The following is a 14,865-nucleotide window of genomic DNA, read 5'->3' as shown; positions in this document are numbered from 1 at the left end:
CCATTCAGCTTTTAAATTGACCATGACCAACCCAACCCGCATTTTGATGTGTGCCCCCGACCATTACGAGGTGGACTATGTCATTAACCCTTGGATGGAAGGAAACGTCCACAAATCGTCCCAAGCTCAAGCCATTGAACAGTGGCAGGCCCTACATCAAATCATCAAAGAGTATGCCGTTGTTGATCTCGTGCCCCCTGCCCAGGGCTGGCCAGATATGGTTTTCACGGCCAATGCCGGTCTGGTCTTGGGTCAAAAAGCGATTCTCAGTCGTTTCTATCACCCAGAGCGCCAAGGGGAAGAACCCTACTTTAAGCAATGGTTTGCGGAAAATGCTTTCCAGGTCTATGAGCTGCCCCAGGATTTGCCCTTTGAAGGGGCAGGCGATGCCCTCTTTGACCGGGATTCTGGAGCGTTGTGGGCTGGTTATGGTTTTCGCTCTGAACTCGACTCCCACGCCTACATTGCCCAATGGCTCGATGTAGAAGTTCTGTCCCTACGCCTGATCGATCCCCGCTTTTATCACCTCGATACTTGCTTTTGTCCCCTCAGCGGCGGTTATCTCCTCTACTATCCTCCCGCCTTTGATACTTACTCCAATGCCCTAATTGAGCGGCGGATTCCGGCAGAAAAGCGCATTGTTGTCCCCGAACCGGATGCGGTGAACTTTGCCTGCAATGCGGTCAATGTCGATGATGTGATCATCATGAATAAAATCAGCCCAGAACTCGAAACGGCGATCGCCACCAAGGGCTTTCAGGTGCGGCAAACGTCCCTCACGGAATTTCTCAAGGCAGGGGGAGCTGCAAAATGTTTAACCCTAAAAACCACAGAACCGATTCAAGAAACCACCCAAGCCAATGCTCCGGTTGATAGTCGGATTATTCATCTCGAAGGGCACCTCCTCGACGCGGGCATTTTGAACCAAGCCTTGGATTTAATCAATGAACAGGGCGGCAGCGCAAAAGTATTAAATTTCAACCTCGGCATCGAGCGAAAAAATACGTCATCGGCCAATGTACGGGTATCCGCACCCTCTCCCACCACCATGGAGGACATTATGTCCGCCCTCATTGAAATGGGCGCGATCAGTGCTTCGGCAGAAGATATCCAGGATGCGCACCTAGAAACCGTGAAGCAAATGGGAGTCGCCCCCGATGATTTTTATGTGACGAATATCTATCCCACGGAGGTCAGGATTAAAGGCCAATGGGTTAAGGTGACCCACCAACGCATGGACGGGGCGATCGCCATTAGTGAGAGCAACGGCAGTATTCATGCCCGCTGTCGTCTGTTGCGGGATCTCCAGGTGGGGGAAAAAGTTGTTGTGGGCATCGACGGGATTCGCACCAACCATAAAACCACCGCTCGCCCCAGTGCCGAAAAACAAGAATTTAGCTTCATGGGGGCCGGGGTTTCGAGTGAACGCCGTGTGGAATTGGTCGTTGAGCAAATTGCCTGGGAACTCCATAAAATCCGTGCCCAGGGTAGAAAAGTCGCGGTCACGGCTGGGCCAGTGGTGATCCATACCGGGGGGGCGCAACATCTCGCCAGTTTAATTCGCCAGGGCTATGTCCATACTTTGCTCGGTGGTAATGCGATCGCCGTCCACGACATTGAACAATCAATGATGGGCACTTCCCTCGGCGTTGACATGAATAAAGGCGTCCCCGTGCGTGGTGGCCACCGTCACCACCTCAAAGTAATCAATACCATTCGTCGCTGTGGCAGTATCGCCAATGCCGTGGCCCAGGGGCTCATTACAAAGGGGGTAATGTATGAATGCGTCCAAAATAATGTGCCCTTCTGTTTAGCTGGCTCGATTCGTGATGATGGCCCTCTCCCGGATACAGAAATGGATCTGATTCGCGCCCAGGAAGAATATGCTCGCTTGCTAGAAGGCACCAATATGGTTTTGATGCTTTCGACAATGCTCCATTCCATTGGCGTCGGCAATATGACTCCTGCCGGGGTGAAGATGGTCTGTGTCGATATCAATCCTGCGGTGGTCACAAAACTAAGCGATCGCGGTTCGGTAGAATCCGTCGGCGTGGTCACCGATGTGGGACTATTCCTCAGTCTCCTGACGCGCCAACTGGATCGACTCAACCAAAAGGCTGCCATCACTGTGTAATTTTCCCAAATAATCCAGGCGATCGCCAAAAAACTCCCTCGGAAATTCTGGGGAGTTTTTTTGTTGCTGCTCCCGAATCATGGCAATCAAAAAAACCACTAGATACAAAACTAGTGGCCTCACTGAATTTAATTCATGTTGTTTGGGAGCATGGGTCGTTTCTTAGAAATTACATCCCATGCCAACGCAGAGATGATATTTAGCGGCTGTTGGTGCGGGGTCTTGCTTTATTGACCTTCATGTCGCGGCCCATCCAGCTAGCACCATCGAGGGCTTCAATCGCCTTATCTTCTTCTTCATCGTTAGACATTTCCACAAAGCCAAAGCCACGCTTTCTTTGGGTTTCACGGTCTACCGGAAGATAAACGCGTTTTACTTTACCGTAGTCATTAAAGACTTCCCGAAGATCGTCTTCTTCTACGGCGTAGTCCAGGTTTCCAACATAAATTGACATAAAAATTGTCTCCTTAAAGATGACTTAATCTGTGCATCGGGGAAGGAGAGTTCGTAGTCGTATCGGGCGGGGAGATTTTCTGTCAATACTGTCGTAACCAAACACAATACCAAACGAGACAAAACCGTAACCGAGTACTTTCGAATTCTTTTGATTCCCAACAATACTAGGCTAGCACAGTCAAAAAAATAAACACAAGTTTTGGGGGGCACTTGTTTTGTAGAATAAATAAAGTTTTATGAAGCGCTTTCTCCTTTTTTTGATAGCCTGAGCACTTTTACTTAGATAATCGCAGAGTCACCCTTCCTTTAAGCTTTGTTCTGGGTACCCAGGCTGTTGTTGGCCGCACATTCCGAGGCAAAACGATCCATCAAGATGACTACATCCGCTAAACATACTGAGCTGCGCCAGTTGGTCCGAAGCCAATTGTTGCTTTTGCTGGAATCGAATAATTTGCAAGGGGCTAAATCGCTACTTGTGCCCGTACAGCCCGTTGACATTGCCGAGGCGATCGAAGATTTACCAGAATCGATGCAGGTCATTGCTTTCCGTCTGCTTTCTAAAGCAGAGGCCATCGAAGTCTATGAATATCTAGATTCATCGGTGCAGCAGGCCCTCATTCAAAAATTTAAGCGCCAGGAAGTGCGGGAAGTCGTTGACCAGATGTCCCCCGATGACCGGGTTCGTCTTTTCGATGAATTACCGGCGAAGGTGGTACGGCAGCTCCTAGAACAGCTCAGCCCTGAAGAAAGACAGGCGACGAATCTTTTGCTCGGTTATGAGGAAGATACCGCTGGCCGGGTAATGACCCCGGAGTATATTTCCCTCAAAGAAACCTTCACCGTTTCAGAAACCATCGAGCGGATTCGGCAACAGGCCAGCAAATCGGAAATTATCTACTACCTCTATGTCACTAACGCGTCCCGGCAACTGGTAGGCATTGTCTCCCTACGGGATCTTGTTGTCTCTGAGCCAGATTTACCGTTGTCAGAGATTATGACCAGGGATGTGGTCTCGGTTCATACAGATACTGACCAAGAGGAAGTGGCGCGAACGATTCAACGGTATGACTTGCTCGCGTTGCCTGTGGTGGATCGTGAGGATCGCCTAGTGGGGGTCGTCACAGTGGACGATGTGATCGACATTATTGAACGGGAAGCCACAGAAGATATCTATGCGTTGGGGGGTCTGCAAACGGATGGTGATAATTATTTCCAGATGAATCTGTGGACGGTGGCTCGACAGCGGGTTGTGTGGTTGTTTGTGTTGCTGATTACGAATACCTTTACGGGCTGGATTATTAGCTCCCAGCAGTCGCTCTTGGAACAGGTGGTAATTTTGGCAGCATTTATTCCGCTTTTGACGGGGACTGGGGGAAATGTGGGGGCGCAGTCTTCGACGGTGGTAATTCGGGGTTTGAATACGGAAGATTTAAACGATCTAGGGCCAGCGAAGGTAGTCGGACGGGAGGCGATCGCCGGGGCTTTGTTAGGGGCGATCCTGGGGATTGTTGTGATTGTTTGGGCCTACTTTCTCCAGGGAAATCTGGCGGTGGCGATTTCGGTGGGTATCAGTTTGGTGGCGATCGCCGTGCTGGCATCGGTGGCTGGCTCCTCGCTACCATTTTTGTTCCGATACCTAGGGTTAGACCCGGCCCTAATGTCGGCACCCTTTATTACAACGGCGGTGGACGTGATTGGGGTTTTGATTTACTTTAATATCGCCCGCATGATGTTGAGGTTATGATAAGGCGAACGCACCCGTGAGGAGGTTCATGTTTTGATGGGAAAAAAGCAGCAATGGTTGGAATTTGCAGAATTGGGTTTGCTGCTGCTGGTTTTCTTGGCGTGGATCTGGGATGTGATTCAAGGCGACGGTAATTCGACAGCTTCATTAGTCATGTTCCTGCTCTGGATCACCCTAGGGCTAAATTTTTTTAACCGCATTGCCCATCAACGACACCAGCGGCGACAAATCCTGGGCATGGTGCGCAGCCTTGAGCAACGTTTACAAGGTCAGTTTCAAGGGCAACTGCAACCCCTCACCGAACAAATCCGCCAAGCGAGCCAAATCAATGCCAGCCTGGCCCAAATCGAAACAGATGGAGAAATGCAAACCTATCTGCGCAGTTTAGAAAAAGCCCTAACCAATGTGGTGCAGTATCTCAATGAAGCTGTCTTGGATGAACGACTCACGAATTTAGAACAGGAATTTTTACGGCAGCAACCTACCCCAGCCGCAAAATCTCCAGCCATCGCCCAGGCAGTTGCCGATGATCTAAAACCAGAGGCGATCGCCGATCCTTGGGTCACGGAAACACTCCCCGCTCCAGAACCACCCGCAGCACCGCAACCTAAGCAGCAATGGCAGTTAGTCGCTACGATCCCAGCCCACCGAGATTGTGTGAGTGCTTTAGCCTTTAGTGCCGATCAAAAATTCCTCGCGAGTGGCAGTTGGGATCATCAGTTGAAACTCTGGCGCGTAGACGATCAAAAGCAAATTTCCCAAGTGACCGCCCACGAACAGGGTCTTTTAAATCTAGCATTCATCCCCCCTGTGACCGGAGCCAAGGCGGAGACAGAACAAATAGAAACATTGGCGATCGCCAGTAGTAGTTTTTCGCCGGAAGTTAACCTTTGGCACCTCGATCAAAGCCAAGCGGTGCCCCAACTCGCGCTCCAAAAATCCCTGGAGGGACACCAAGGAGCCGTTTATGCCATGGCTTTGACCGGCCAACAAACACTCATCACCGGGAGTCACGATCAAACCCTGCGCCAGTGGCAACTTCAGGATGGTAGCGTTTATCAACAAACCCTTGATCTCAATGATCAGATCCAGGCGATCACCCTGGCCCCCAAAGAAAACCTTTTTATTAGCGGTGGCACAGAGGGCATCCTCAAGTTTTGGCGCACCACGGATCATCGCTTACTCGGTAGTTTAAAAAATGATCCCCCCGCAGCCATTGCGGCGATCGCCATCCGCACCGACGGTAAATTGTTTGCTTCTGCTGGCGAACATGGCTTGATCCATCTGTGGCAAGTGGATCTCAATCATTTAGACGTTTTACCAGAAACCGTGCCTTGCTTCACCCTCGAAGCCCACGAAAAGCCCATTACTCAGCTTCTGTTTAGTCGTCAAGGTCATTTTCTCCTGAGCAGTAGCGTCGATGGCACGATTAAAATTTGGCAGTTAGGCATCACTGAGCCTTTGACGACGTTAAATTTCAATACTCCCGACCAAGAAGATCATGTACGTTTACTGTCCCTAGCCCTCACTGCCGATGGGCGTACCCTCGCGGCGGGCGGTTCCGATGGCACGATCAAAATTTGGCAGCAAGTTTAATCAGATTTCATTCACCATGGCCAGCCAGGGAAATTATCCAGCGTTAAATATTGATTCCGTGAGAAGCAACAGGCTAGGCTAGATCCACTGTTTTTGTGCGGGTAACTAACGTGAAGCGCGTAATTTTAATTCTGTTGACGATTATTACCCTGGTGCCGCTCCTGTCTTCGTTGTGGGCCAGTTTCCAGGAACCGCAGATCCAGGGCCGCCTCGAACTGTATCAAACCAACTTGGTGCTTCAGGCCGCAGAGTACGATCCCAATTCCACGGCCACGACTTCCCCTGAGGCGATCGCCACCCTCGTGACCCAACTAACGGGCCAAGATCCCTACAGTAGTGCGATCGCCCAGTATAAAAAAGTGCTCAGTAGTAGTGAAGCCCGCCAAAAACTCCTCACAGACTCCACAGAAACAAGCGCGACTCAAACCCAGGCGACCAAAAAGGCGATCGCCGAAACCGCCACTTTAATCGATGAACTCCAGCTCAGACTCGGAATTTTGTATGCCAGTCGCGGCAAGTTCGACCAAGCACAACAGCGATGGGAAGCCATTTCCGGAGAAGAATCTGATGGTTTGGCTCAAACTTTAGCGCCCCTCTGGCTCAACTCCCAAGCTCCCACTGACCCAGACGCCTTAACCCAAACAGAGCTTGAAACCTGGTTCGAGCAACAAAATCTCCAAAAGCTATACCAAATTCAAGACAATCGTCCGGCACAACAGCAACTCCAACAACAAATTCAACAGAATGCGCAACGGGCTTTTTTAAAATTAACGGTCATTACCGTCTTGCCCTTTAGTGTGGGGCTTTTTGGCTTGGGTTTTCTCATCTTTTTGGGCGTTCAAGCTTTCCGGAAGCAGGAAGCAGCCCTTTTGCACATTGATGATCAGGCGACTTGGAACACCCCCTGGAATGGAGAAATTATCTGGCAAGTTTTTATCGTTGGCTTCTTTCTCGTCGGTCAAATTATTTTGCCCCTTGCTTTACCTATCGCCCTCCAGGCCTTTAGCATCGATGCCACCGCTTGGAGTGTACGTGAAAAGGCTGTTTATACCCTCATCACCTATTCACTGATGGCGATCGCTGGTTTAATCGTTCTAGCGGCTTCGGTTTGGGAATTTCGGCCCCTCCCCCAGGGCTGGTTTCAGGTGAAATGGCTGGATAACTGGACGGTATGGGGATTTGGAGGCTACATGGTGGCCTTGCCGCTGGTGTTACTCGTTTCCCTACTCAATCAACAAATTTGGCAGGGTCAGGGGGGCAGTAATCCGATTTTGTTTCTCGCCCTTAAAGCTCAGGATCAGGTGGCTTTAACGATTTTCTTTTTGACGGCCTCGGTGATGGCTCCCCTCTTTGAAGAAATTATGTTCCGAGGTTTTCTATTACCTTCTCTAACCCGCTATGTCCCAGTGTGGGGCAGCATTATTCTCAGTGCGTTTTTGTTTGCGATCGCCCACATGAGTTTGTCGGAAGTTCTACCTTTAATGACCCTGGGCATTATTTTGGGATTCGTTTATGTTAAATCCCGGAACCTGTTGGCACCGATGCTCCTCCATAGTTTGTGGAACAGCGGCACTCTATTGAGTTTGTTTATTCTCGGTAGTTAGGTAGGGTTGCCCTCGGTGGGATTTTCCCGTAACCAAGTTTCTAGTTCTGTGGCTGACTCAAACCCAAATAGGCGATCGCTTAGGGCATCCAGTTGAGTTAGATTCAGGGCCTGGATTTGTGGGGCGAATCCTGAAACTTGTTCCGGGAAGCGTTGCTGAATGAAGCGTAGTATTTTACAAGCTTCTTCTTGGCGGCCTTGCTGTAGACCTTCTTCCATCCAAGACGTGACAATTCGCAGTACCTGGGCTTCCTCCTGGGGCTGAATTCGGTGTAGTTCCTGCTCAAAGATCTGCTGTTCTGCCATATTTAACCTCAGATAAGTATCCACAAAACCCGACAACAAATGAATTCTGGCCGAATCTAAACGAAGCGTCACAATCATCCGTAAACATTCTAACTTGACCTTTGGACGTTCCTCTGGTCTGAAGTTCATCTTTGCCATGAGCGCAGCCGCAATGGGGTTTGGTTGGCGGAGAAAGTCACGCCACGGCAAGCGGTTCAATTGAATAGTCTGGAAAGAAAAACTGAGAATTTCCTTGGAAGGAAACGCCACCGAAAAAGTTTCTGGTTCTGGCCTCTGGGGAGAACGGTAAGAAAATAAGGCAATGGGGTAAATGGGTAAACGATACTTTTCGTACAAACGCGCAAAATAGAGAAACATCCGTTCCGCAAAATCTGCTTGGGAGGTTGCTTGATTTTCAACGTGTACGAGAAAACAAGTCTCTTGGCCGCGAAAGTGAAGTTTCGCCACAATATCTACATTACGACGCGTTTGGCCAGGTAGGTCATTGAAAACTTCTTGGGTAAGAAAAGTTAAGGAGTTCTGCTCGGCTGTTTCGAGGATTTCCGGCGCAAAAAGGGCGAGAAAATCCCAGAAAAAGGTCGTCAGCAAACAAATCATGATCGATGGTTTGGGTCATGGTTCAACCGGAAAACCAAGGTAAAAGCAGTCTAAATTTCGTCGGGGATTACCCATTTGGGGGGTTCCATCATTTTCTTGAGGCGCGCTGCTTCGGCGATTTCGTGCATTTTGTCGATGGAGACGGTCTGCACAAATTCGCTGGCTTGGGCCGCATATTCTTTGTTGGGGCAGTCTTCCCCTAGGATGCAACCATTGACGCACTCAACGGCACAGTTTACGGTTTGACTCATTTTTCGCTCAAGGAGTTGAAGGTGTGTTGCTTTGTAGTGTAACGGTTTCAGCCTCAGCCACCACCAACAATGGTGACAATTTCTAGGCGATCGCCTGCTTGGATCAAGGTATGTTCCCACCGCTGACGGTGCAAAATTTCGCCGTTGTATTCCACTGCCACGAGGCGCGGGTTCATGCCCAATTGCTCAAGGCAACGGGGTAGAGACAGTTCACTCGCAATGGTTTTTAGTTCACCATTCACCCAAACATCGATCATTTATGCCGTGGCCTCCTCAAGGTTTTGTAGGGTTTGTTGGCGGTGTAATTGGGCCGCAAAAAACTGAGCTGTCAGGGTCGGGTCTTCACTCTGCATCAGGGCCCGCACCACTGCAACCCGTTCGGCTCCGGCGGCCAGAACCTCGCCGAGATTTTCAGTGTCAATGCTGCCGATCGCAAACCAGGGCACAGGACAATTTTCCTTGGCATGGCTGACATAACTGTGACCCGCAGCGGCTTTCCCCGGTTTAGTAGGGGTTTCATACACGGGGCCAACGCCGACATAATCCGCCCCTTCTCTCAATGCTTTTTCGAGTTCCTGGGGATTGGTGGTGGAGCGGCCAATAATTTTATCGGGGCCAAGGAGTTGGCGGGCAGTGGCAATGGGTAAATCCGTTTGGCCGAGGTGAACGCCGTCGGCATCCACAGCTAGGGCAAGATCCACACGGTCATTGACGAGAAATAGGGCATGGTAGCGATCGCATAATTTTTTCAGGGCGATCGCATTGGCAAACCGTTGTTCATCAGGAGTCTCTTTGTCGCGGTATTGAACGATTTCAACGCCCCCCTGGAGAGCCGCTTCGGTCACTGCCAACAGCTTTTCGTGGGGAGAAGTCACCAGATAAAGTCGTGCTTTTTCGAGACGTTGTTTGAGTTGGGGGCTAAAGAGTTGACTTTCGAGGGTATAGACCTGATACCGCATCTGTTTACAGGCGATCGCCATCTCCGTTTTGTAGAGTTTGGCGTACTCTTCTAGCACCCGGAGCGCTTCTTCGACCCGACAAAGATTGGCCCGGAGTAAATGATTAAGATCCGTGCGGCTTTCTTCCTGGGGATGGCTGAGGCTGGTGCCTACATCGTTGGGGGTATCCCGTGCGGCACGGAGTTCGTCGTGGTGCCATTGGGCCAGGGTTTGGCGCATTTCCTTGCAACGGGCGGCCAGTTCAGCATGGTTCAGGCCAAATCGAAACCATTCTTCAACAATGCGCAGTCCCTCCCTGGCTCGGTCAAGGTTGGCATCGAGGATGCGAAAAATAGCGGTGGTATCGGTGGAGGCAGGTTTAACCATGGTGACGGCGCACAAAACAGAATCGGCAGGCAAATTCTTACTTTATCGCATCTCCTAGGGGATCTCTGGATTTTGCCCCGGAGACAGGCGATCGCCTTTTAGAATACAGTAGTAACCCTGTGTTATTTTTTGTTGCCCAAGGCCATGGCCCTTCGTACCGTACCACGACCCTTGCTTGATCCCGCTGATTCTTTAGAGATTGCATCCGTCACCTATCCCGTCGTAGAAACCTTTCATTCGATCCAGGGGGAAGGCTTTTGGTTTGGCACAGCGGCTTTTTTCATTCGCCTCGCCGGTTGTGATGTAGGTTGCCCCTGGTGCGATACAAAAATTTCCTGGAATTCGAAACGTCATCCCCAAGTTTCCGTTGGTCAATTAAAAGATCAAGTACAAGCGGCTCTGCCGAAGATCATTGTCATTACGGGGGGTGAACCTTTGATGCACGACCTCTATCCTTTGACGATTGGGTTGAAAGAAACTAGGATTCCCCTCCACCTAGAAACCTCCGGTGCCCATCCCCTCAGCGGTCATTTTGATTGGCTTACCCTGTCCCCAAAGCCTTTTAAAGCGCCTTTGCCGGAAATTTACGATCATGTCAGTGAATTAAAGGTCGTGATCGACCAAGCCACGGATTTCCAGTGGGCCGAAACCCAAGCCAAAAAAATTGCCGCAGAGATTCCGCAATATCTCCAACCCCAATGGGAAAATTCCGCCAGTCAGAGCCTCATTTTCGACTATATTCTGGCTCACCCCGAATGGCGTCTTGGTCTGCAAACCCATAAGTTTCTGGGGGTGCGCTAGATGAAACGGGCTGTTGTTTTACTCTCCGGTGGCTTGGATTCGGCTACCAGTGCCGCCCAGGCGATCGCCGATGGCTATGAAGTGTTTGCCCTTTCCTTTCGCTATGGTCAAAAACATAGCCGGGAATTGGTTGTCGCCCAGAAAATTGCCGAACATTTAGGGATCACTGAGCATTTCATCATGGATGTGAATTTGTCCCAGTGGGGCGGCTCTTCCCTAACTGACGTTAACCAAGCGATCCCCCAAAGTGGTGTCCAGACGGGGGATATTCCCTCGACCTATGTCCCCGGTCGCAATACGGTATTTTTGGCGATCGCCCTTTCTCTCGCTGAAGCAAAACAAGCCGAAGCGATCTACCTGGGGATCAATGCCGTGGACTATTCCGGTTATCCCGACTGTCGCCCCGAATATCTCGCCGCCTACCAGAAGTTAGCGGATCTCTCTTCCAAAGTTGGCATTGAAGGTCACGCGCCCCAATTGGTTGCGCCCCTTGTGCTTGATACCAAAGTAGAAATTATCCAAAAGGCTGTGAAATTAGGGGTTCCCATCGCCGAAACTTGGTCTTGTTACCAAGGGGGAGAACATCCCTGCGGCTTGTGTGACTCCTGCCGGATTCGGGATGAAGCCCTGATCAAAGCGGGTTATCCAGAGCTAACGAGCCAGAACATTCAAAAATAACCAAACAAAAACCCCCAGACCGAAACCAAGGGTTGGGGAAATTAGTGCTGGTCAAATCTAAGCCGCCTGCATCAGAAGATCGTCGAGTTTGCCTTGGTACTCTAGTTCATGGAGATCATCACAGCCGCCCACGTGCTGATCGTTAATAAAAACCTGGGGGAGACTACTGCGGCCATTGGCTCGGTCTGTCATGGCCTCCCGCGCTTGGCGATCGCCATCGATGCAATACTCTGTATATTCCACTTGTTTACTGTCGAGGAGATGCTTGGCCCGAATACAAAAAGGACAGGTGCTCCAAGTATAAATTTCAACGGTTGCAGCCATAATTTGGATTTTTCTGAAATGTAACAATTTATTTCAAGTTTAACGTTTCCTGGGCCTAAAAGCGGCGATGCCCTTTTCTCTCTGTAGGGAAATTTGAGCAAGCTTAAGGGCCAAAATTCCCTGTTTTTGCCATAAAATCGACAATTTATTTTCGTTATAAACTTCTTCCGCTACACTGGGAGGCTAGCCTTTTTCTCGGACTGCCATGGTTGCCGAATCGATCCAATACATCACAGAAAATCCGATTTTTACGTTTATTCTGCTGCTGTTAGTGTCCCTGACCATTCCCCCTATTTTTGAACGGCTGAATTTACCTGGCTTGGTGGGCTTACTCTTTGCAGGGATTATCCTTGGTGAAAATGCCCTAGGCCTCCTCGACTCAGAGAGTGAAACAATGGTTTTATTCTCGGAAGTGGGCAAAATTTACCTGATGTTTGTGGCCGGATTGGAAATTAATTTGGCGGAGTTTCGGAAAACCCAGGATCGCTCCATTGGCTTTGGTTTTCTGACATTTATTGTGCCGTTAACGATGGGAACGGTGGTCGGCCTAAGTTTCGATTTTGGTTGGAATGCGGCAATTCTTATTGGATCTTTATTGGCTTCCCATACGTTGCTGGGTTACCCAATTATTAACCGTTTGGGGATTCTCAATAATGAGAGTGTAACGGTCACGATTGGCGCGACGATTTTTACAGACATTGCGGCTCTTTTGGTGCTGGCGATCTGTGTGTCGATTCACCAGGGCGATTTTTCTACGGCTTCTTTGGTCTTGCAACTGGCGTTATTGGTGGGCTACGGAGCTTTGGTACTTTTCGGTCTGTCCTGGCTTGGTCGAGAATTTTTCCAGCGCAATGGGGATGAAGAGGGCAATCAATTTTTATTTATTTTGCTGGCTGTCTTCCTCGCGTCAGTAGGTGCCCAGGTGATCAATGTGGATAAAATTGTGGGGGCTTTTTTGGCGGGTTTGGCGGTCAATGATGTGGTCGGCAAAAGCCCGGTAGAGGAAAAAATTGAATTTGTGGGCAGTACGCTATTTATTCCGTTCTTTTTTGTGGGGATGGGGTTATTGCTCGATATTCCGGCATTTATTAATAATTTGCTCTATGAGTTTCCCCTCACGTTTTCGATTGTAGGTGGCTTGTTGTTGTCTAAATTTATTGCGGCGGCGATCGCCAAACAAATTTATCGTTATAGCTGGGCCGAAACCCTCACGATGTGGTCGTTGTCGATCCCCCAGGTGGCGGCAACCCTGGCGGCGGCCTTGGTTGGTTTCCGGGTGGGACTGATCAGCGAATCGGTATTTAATGCAGTGATCGTGCTGATGCTAGTCACTTCGATGCTGGGGCCGGTGTTAACCCGTCGTTTTGGTCGTTTATTACCCAGTAGTGGCAAGGATATTGCCCTGACAACGGTTACGGTGTCGCCATCGACGGATCGGTTCAAAATTGTTGTGCCCATTGCCAATCCCAGCACCAAGGATTATTTACTCGAAGCAGCAGGGCTTTTAACCCGCATTCGTCAAGGGGTTGTGATGCCTGTGTCGATTGTGACGGGCCACGCCCACATGGATGATCCGGCAGTGATGACGGGGATCAACCGGAGTCAAAGCTTACTCCAAGAGGCGATCTCCCAGGGGGAGCAACTGCAAATTACAATGCAACCAAAAATTCGCATCGATGACGATGTGGCCGCCGGGATCAGTCGCGTGGCCCGGGAAGAAAATGCCAACTTAATTTTGATGGGCTGGGGAAAAACCGAGGGTCTCAAAGCAAGGCTCCTGGGGACTTTAATTCATAATGTCTGTTGGTCGGCCCATTGCCCGGTGGCGGTCGTGCGTCTCTTGGATGACCCGAAAAATTTGCGGCGGATCATGGTGCCCTTTAAAGGGATCTCAGCCCAAAATTTACAGATGGTGCAATTTGCTGAACTTTTGGCGATCGCCAACCAAGCCGAAGTCACCGTCTTCCATGTGTGCGAAACCTGGATGACCAAAGACCAACGCAACTTGCTCAAAGCCGACCTAGAAAATGCCCTGCAAAATGCCGGAATCACCACCAAAATGCAGATTCGGATCATCCGTTACCACGACGTGGCCAAGGCAATTCTCCATGACGCCAAAGACTTCGACCTTGTCATTCTGCACTCTACCCGTTACCGTACCGCCGGAGGCCTAGCTGTGGGCGATGTCACCACAAAAATTTCGAGCCAAATCCAAACATCCGTCGTCATTTTCAACGAACTCTAGCCCTCATTCGCCTAACAAAAGTAGCGTTTTTTAAAGTTCAACCTAAAGCCAGTGCTTTGGATAAGGACGTCCCGGCACCACACGACTAAAAATTACCGTCAACCACACAATCAACACAGAACCGCATAAAGCAGGCGTCAAAATAAATTGCCAGGACGCATGGCTCAAAATACCAATTAAGGCTACGGCCCCCGAAGGCGGATGGACGGTTCGGGTCAGTTGCATGAGCTTAATCGTCACTGCCACCGCCAAACCCATGACCCAGGGAGCATCCCCGAACAAGTGAAATAACACCACACAACTGCAAGCCCCAATTACATTCCCCACAATTACGTTGCGGGGCTGGGCTAATGGGCTATCCGGCACCCCAAATACCAGCACGGCCGTGGCCCCAAAGGGAGCCGCAATCAAAGGATAGGAACTATAAACCGAGATGTAAGCCAGGGTCGAAATACCAATAAAACTGCCTAAAAATGACAAACCAATATGTTGTCGGGAGAAGCTGGGTTGATGTCTACGGCTCTGTTGCAGCGTATAAAATTTGCGTCGCCACCGCCTCAAAATTGCTGTATTAGAACGTTTTTTTAATCGAATAGATGCCCGCCGGGGAAATGATGACATAAAACTTCCAATCAAGATCGATAGGATTGCTGGATTTTAATAACTTTGCTCCATGCAATTATTTAAATTTATCATGACGTTCTTGCATTTATGGCTTTTTGATGAGATCAATTTTTAATTTCAAGGTCAACTTTTGCTTATAAAGTCAGCTAAAAATCAGCCTATTTTTGATTGAATCAAATGT

The 14,865-nt window shown here is 49.7% G+C and carries 14 protein-coding genes; 7 read left to right on the top strand and 7 right to left on the bottom strand.

Going from position 1 to position 14,865, the window contains the following annotated elements; translation table 11 throughout:
• Window positions 1–22 precede the first annotated feature (22 nt).
• Window positions 23–2,134: a bifunctional arginine dihydrolase/ornithine cyclodeaminase gene (argZ, locus tag AACT35_RS07575; RefSeq protein ID WP_099240317.1), complete on the top strand. Its 2,112-nt coding sequence runs from the start codon at window positions 23–25 to the stop codon at window positions 2,132–2,134.
• A gap of 199 nt (window positions 2,135–2,333) precedes the next feature.
• Here the strand turns inward: argZ and AACT35_RS07570 are convergent, their stop codons facing one another.
• Entirely contained in the window at window positions 2,334–2,588 is a 255-nt protein-coding gene (locus tag AACT35_RS07570; protein ID WP_012305906.1) for an RNA recognition motif domain-containing protein, read from the bottom strand.
• A gap of 375 nt (window positions 2,589–2,963) precedes the next feature.
• Between AACT35_RS07570 and mgtE the strand changes: the two genes are divergently transcribed.
• From mgtE to AACT35_RS07555, 3 genes are all read left to right on the top strand, one after another.
• Window positions 2,964–4,334, top strand: coding sequence for a magnesium transporter (gene mgtE / locus AACT35_RS07565; protein WP_012305907.1), 1,371 nt, complete (start codon window positions 2,964–2,966; stop codon window positions 4,332–4,334).
• 36 nt (window positions 4,335–4,370) lie between these two features.
• Window positions 4,371–5,930 (top strand): WD40 repeat domain-containing protein, encoded by a 1,560-nt coding sequence (locus AACT35_RS07560; protein WP_099240315.1) that lies wholly within the window; start codon window positions 4,371–4,373, stop codon window positions 5,928–5,930.
• A 110-nt stretch (window positions 5,931–6,040) separates the two neighbouring features.
• Window positions 6,041–7,534 carry a CPBP family glutamic-type intramembrane protease gene (locus AACT35_RS07555; protein ID WP_254048060.1) on the top strand — a complete coding sequence of 498 codons (1,494 nt, stop codon included), beginning with the start codon at window positions 6,041–6,043 and terminating at the stop codon, window positions 7,532–7,534.
• Here the strand turns inward: AACT35_RS07555 and AACT35_RS07550 are convergent.
• Genes AACT35_RS07550 through AACT35_RS07535 form a run of 4 tightly spaced genes read right to left on the bottom strand, consistent with a single transcriptional unit; the run spans window position 7,531 to window position 10,012 of the window.
• The gene (locus AACT35_RS07550) at window positions 7,531–8,436 is read right to left on the bottom strand and encodes a DUF4351 domain-containing protein (protein WP_099240311.1); all 906 of its coding nucleotides are present in this window, start codon (window positions 8,434–8,436) and stop codon (window positions 7,531–7,533) included. The genes AACT35_RS07555 and AACT35_RS07550 overlap by 4 nt on opposite strands.
• A 50-nt stretch (window positions 8,437–8,486) precedes the next feature.
• A complete protein-coding gene (locus tag AACT35_RS07545) occupies window positions 8,487–8,687 on the bottom strand; it encodes a hypothetical protein (protein WP_012305911.1) in 201 nt (66 codons plus the stop codon).
• A gap of 53 nt (window positions 8,688–8,740) precedes the next feature.
• The gene (thiS, locus tag AACT35_RS07540) at window positions 8,741–8,944 is read right to left on the bottom strand and encodes a sulfur carrier protein ThiS (RefSeq protein ID WP_012305912.1); all 204 of its coding nucleotides are present in this window, start codon (window positions 8,942–8,944) and stop codon (window positions 8,741–8,743) included.
• A complete protein-coding gene (locus tag AACT35_RS07535) occupies window positions 8,945–10,012 on the bottom strand; it encodes a thiamine phosphate synthase (protein WP_099240309.1) in 1,068 nt (355 codons plus the stop codon).
• 144 nt (window positions 10,013–10,156) lie between these two features.
• On the opposite strand from AACT35_RS07535, the gene AACT35_RS07530 reads away from it, so the two are divergent.
• Both AACT35_RS07530 and queC read left to right on the top strand, forming a co-directional pair.
• On the top strand, window positions 10,157–10,813 hold the full coding sequence (locus tag AACT35_RS07530) for a 7-carboxy-7-deazaguanine synthase QueE (RefSeq protein ID WP_099240460.1): 657 nt from the start codon (window positions 10,157–10,159) through the stop codon (window positions 10,811–10,813).
• Window positions 10,814–11,491, top strand: coding sequence for a 7-cyano-7-deazaguanine synthase QueC (gene queC / locus AACT35_RS07525; protein ID WP_099240307.1), 678 nt, complete (start codon window positions 10,814–10,816; stop codon window positions 11,489–11,491).
• Between the two features lie 57 nt (window positions 11,492–11,548).
• Here the strand turns inward: queC and grxC are convergent, their stop codons facing one another.
• A complete protein-coding gene (gene grxC, locus AACT35_RS07520; RefSeq protein WP_030006074.1) occupies window positions 11,549–11,815 on the bottom strand; it encodes a glutaredoxin 3 in 267 nt (88 codons plus the stop codon).
• A 205-nt stretch (window positions 11,816–12,020) separates the two neighbouring features.
• On the opposite strand from grxC, the gene AACT35_RS07515 reads away from it, so the two are divergent.
• Window positions 12,021–14,060, top strand: a complete 2,040-nt coding sequence (locus AACT35_RS07515; protein ID WP_099240305.1) for a cation:proton antiporter domain-containing protein — start codon at window positions 12,021–12,023, stop codon at window positions 14,058–14,060.
• Window positions 14,061–14,102: 42 nt separating this feature from the next.
• On the opposite strand, the gene AACT35_RS07510 is transcribed toward AACT35_RS07515, so the two are convergent.
• Window positions 14,103–14,681, bottom strand: coding sequence for an HPP family protein (locus AACT35_RS07510; protein WP_030006076.1), 579 nt, complete (start codon window positions 14,679–14,681; stop codon window positions 14,103–14,105).
• Window positions 14,682–14,865: the final 184 nt, after the last annotated feature.

The organism is Synechococcus sp. BDU 130192 (assembly GCF_963876085.1).
GTDB lineage: Bacteria > Cyanobacteriota > Cyanobacteriia > Cyanobacteriales > MRBY01 > MRBY01.
This window is presented reverse-complemented; position numbering and strand designations above follow the sequence as displayed.

Coding starts and splice junctions, on each gene's coding strand:
- AACT35_RS07535 (WP_099240309.1), bottom strand. CDS start 10,012: ATGGTTAAACCTGCCTCCACCGATACCACCGCTATTTTTCGCATCCTC.
- queC (WP_099240307.1), top strand. CDS start 10,814: ATGAAACGGGCTGTTGTTTTACTCTCCGGTGGCTTGGATTCGGCTACC.
- AACT35_RS07570 (WP_012305906.1), bottom strand. CDS start 2,588: ATGTCAATTTATGTTGGAAACCTGGACTACGCCGTAGAAGAAGACGAT.
- argZ (WP_099240317.1), top strand. CDS start 23: ATGACCAACCCAACCCGCATTTTGATGTGTGCCCCCGACCATTACGAG.
- AACT35_RS07510 (WP_030006076.1), bottom strand. CDS start 14,681: ATGTCATCATTTCCCCGGCGGGCATCTATTCGATTAAAAAAACGTTCT.
- AACT35_RS07515 (WP_099240305.1), top strand. CDS start 12,021: ATGGTTGCCGAATCGATCCAATACATCACAGAAAATCCGATTTTTACG.
- AACT35_RS07545 (WP_012305911.1), bottom strand. CDS start 8,687: ATGAGTCAAACCGTAAACTGTGCCGTTGAGTGCGTCAATGGTTGCATC.
- AACT35_RS07550 (WP_099240311.1), bottom strand. CDS start 8,436: ATGATTTGTTTGCTGACGACCTTTTTCTGGGATTTTCTCGCCCTTTTT.
- mgtE (WP_012305907.1), top strand. CDS start 2,964: ATGACTACATCCGCTAAACATACTGAGCTGCGCCAGTTGGTCCGAAGC.
- grxC (WP_030006074.1), bottom strand. CDS start 11,815: ATGGCTGCAACCGTTGAAATTTATACTTGGAGCACCTGTCCTTTTTGT.
- AACT35_RS07530 (WP_099240460.1), top strand. CDS start 10,157: ATGGCCCTTCGTACCGTACCACGACCCTTGCTTGATCCCGCTGATTCT.
- AACT35_RS07560 (WP_099240315.1), top strand. CDS start 4,371: ATGGGAAAAAAGCAGCAATGGTTGGAATTTGCAGAATTGGGTTTGCTG.
- thiS (WP_012305912.1), bottom strand. CDS start 8,944: ATGATCGATGTTTGGGTGAATGGTGAACTAAAAACCATTGCGAGTGAA.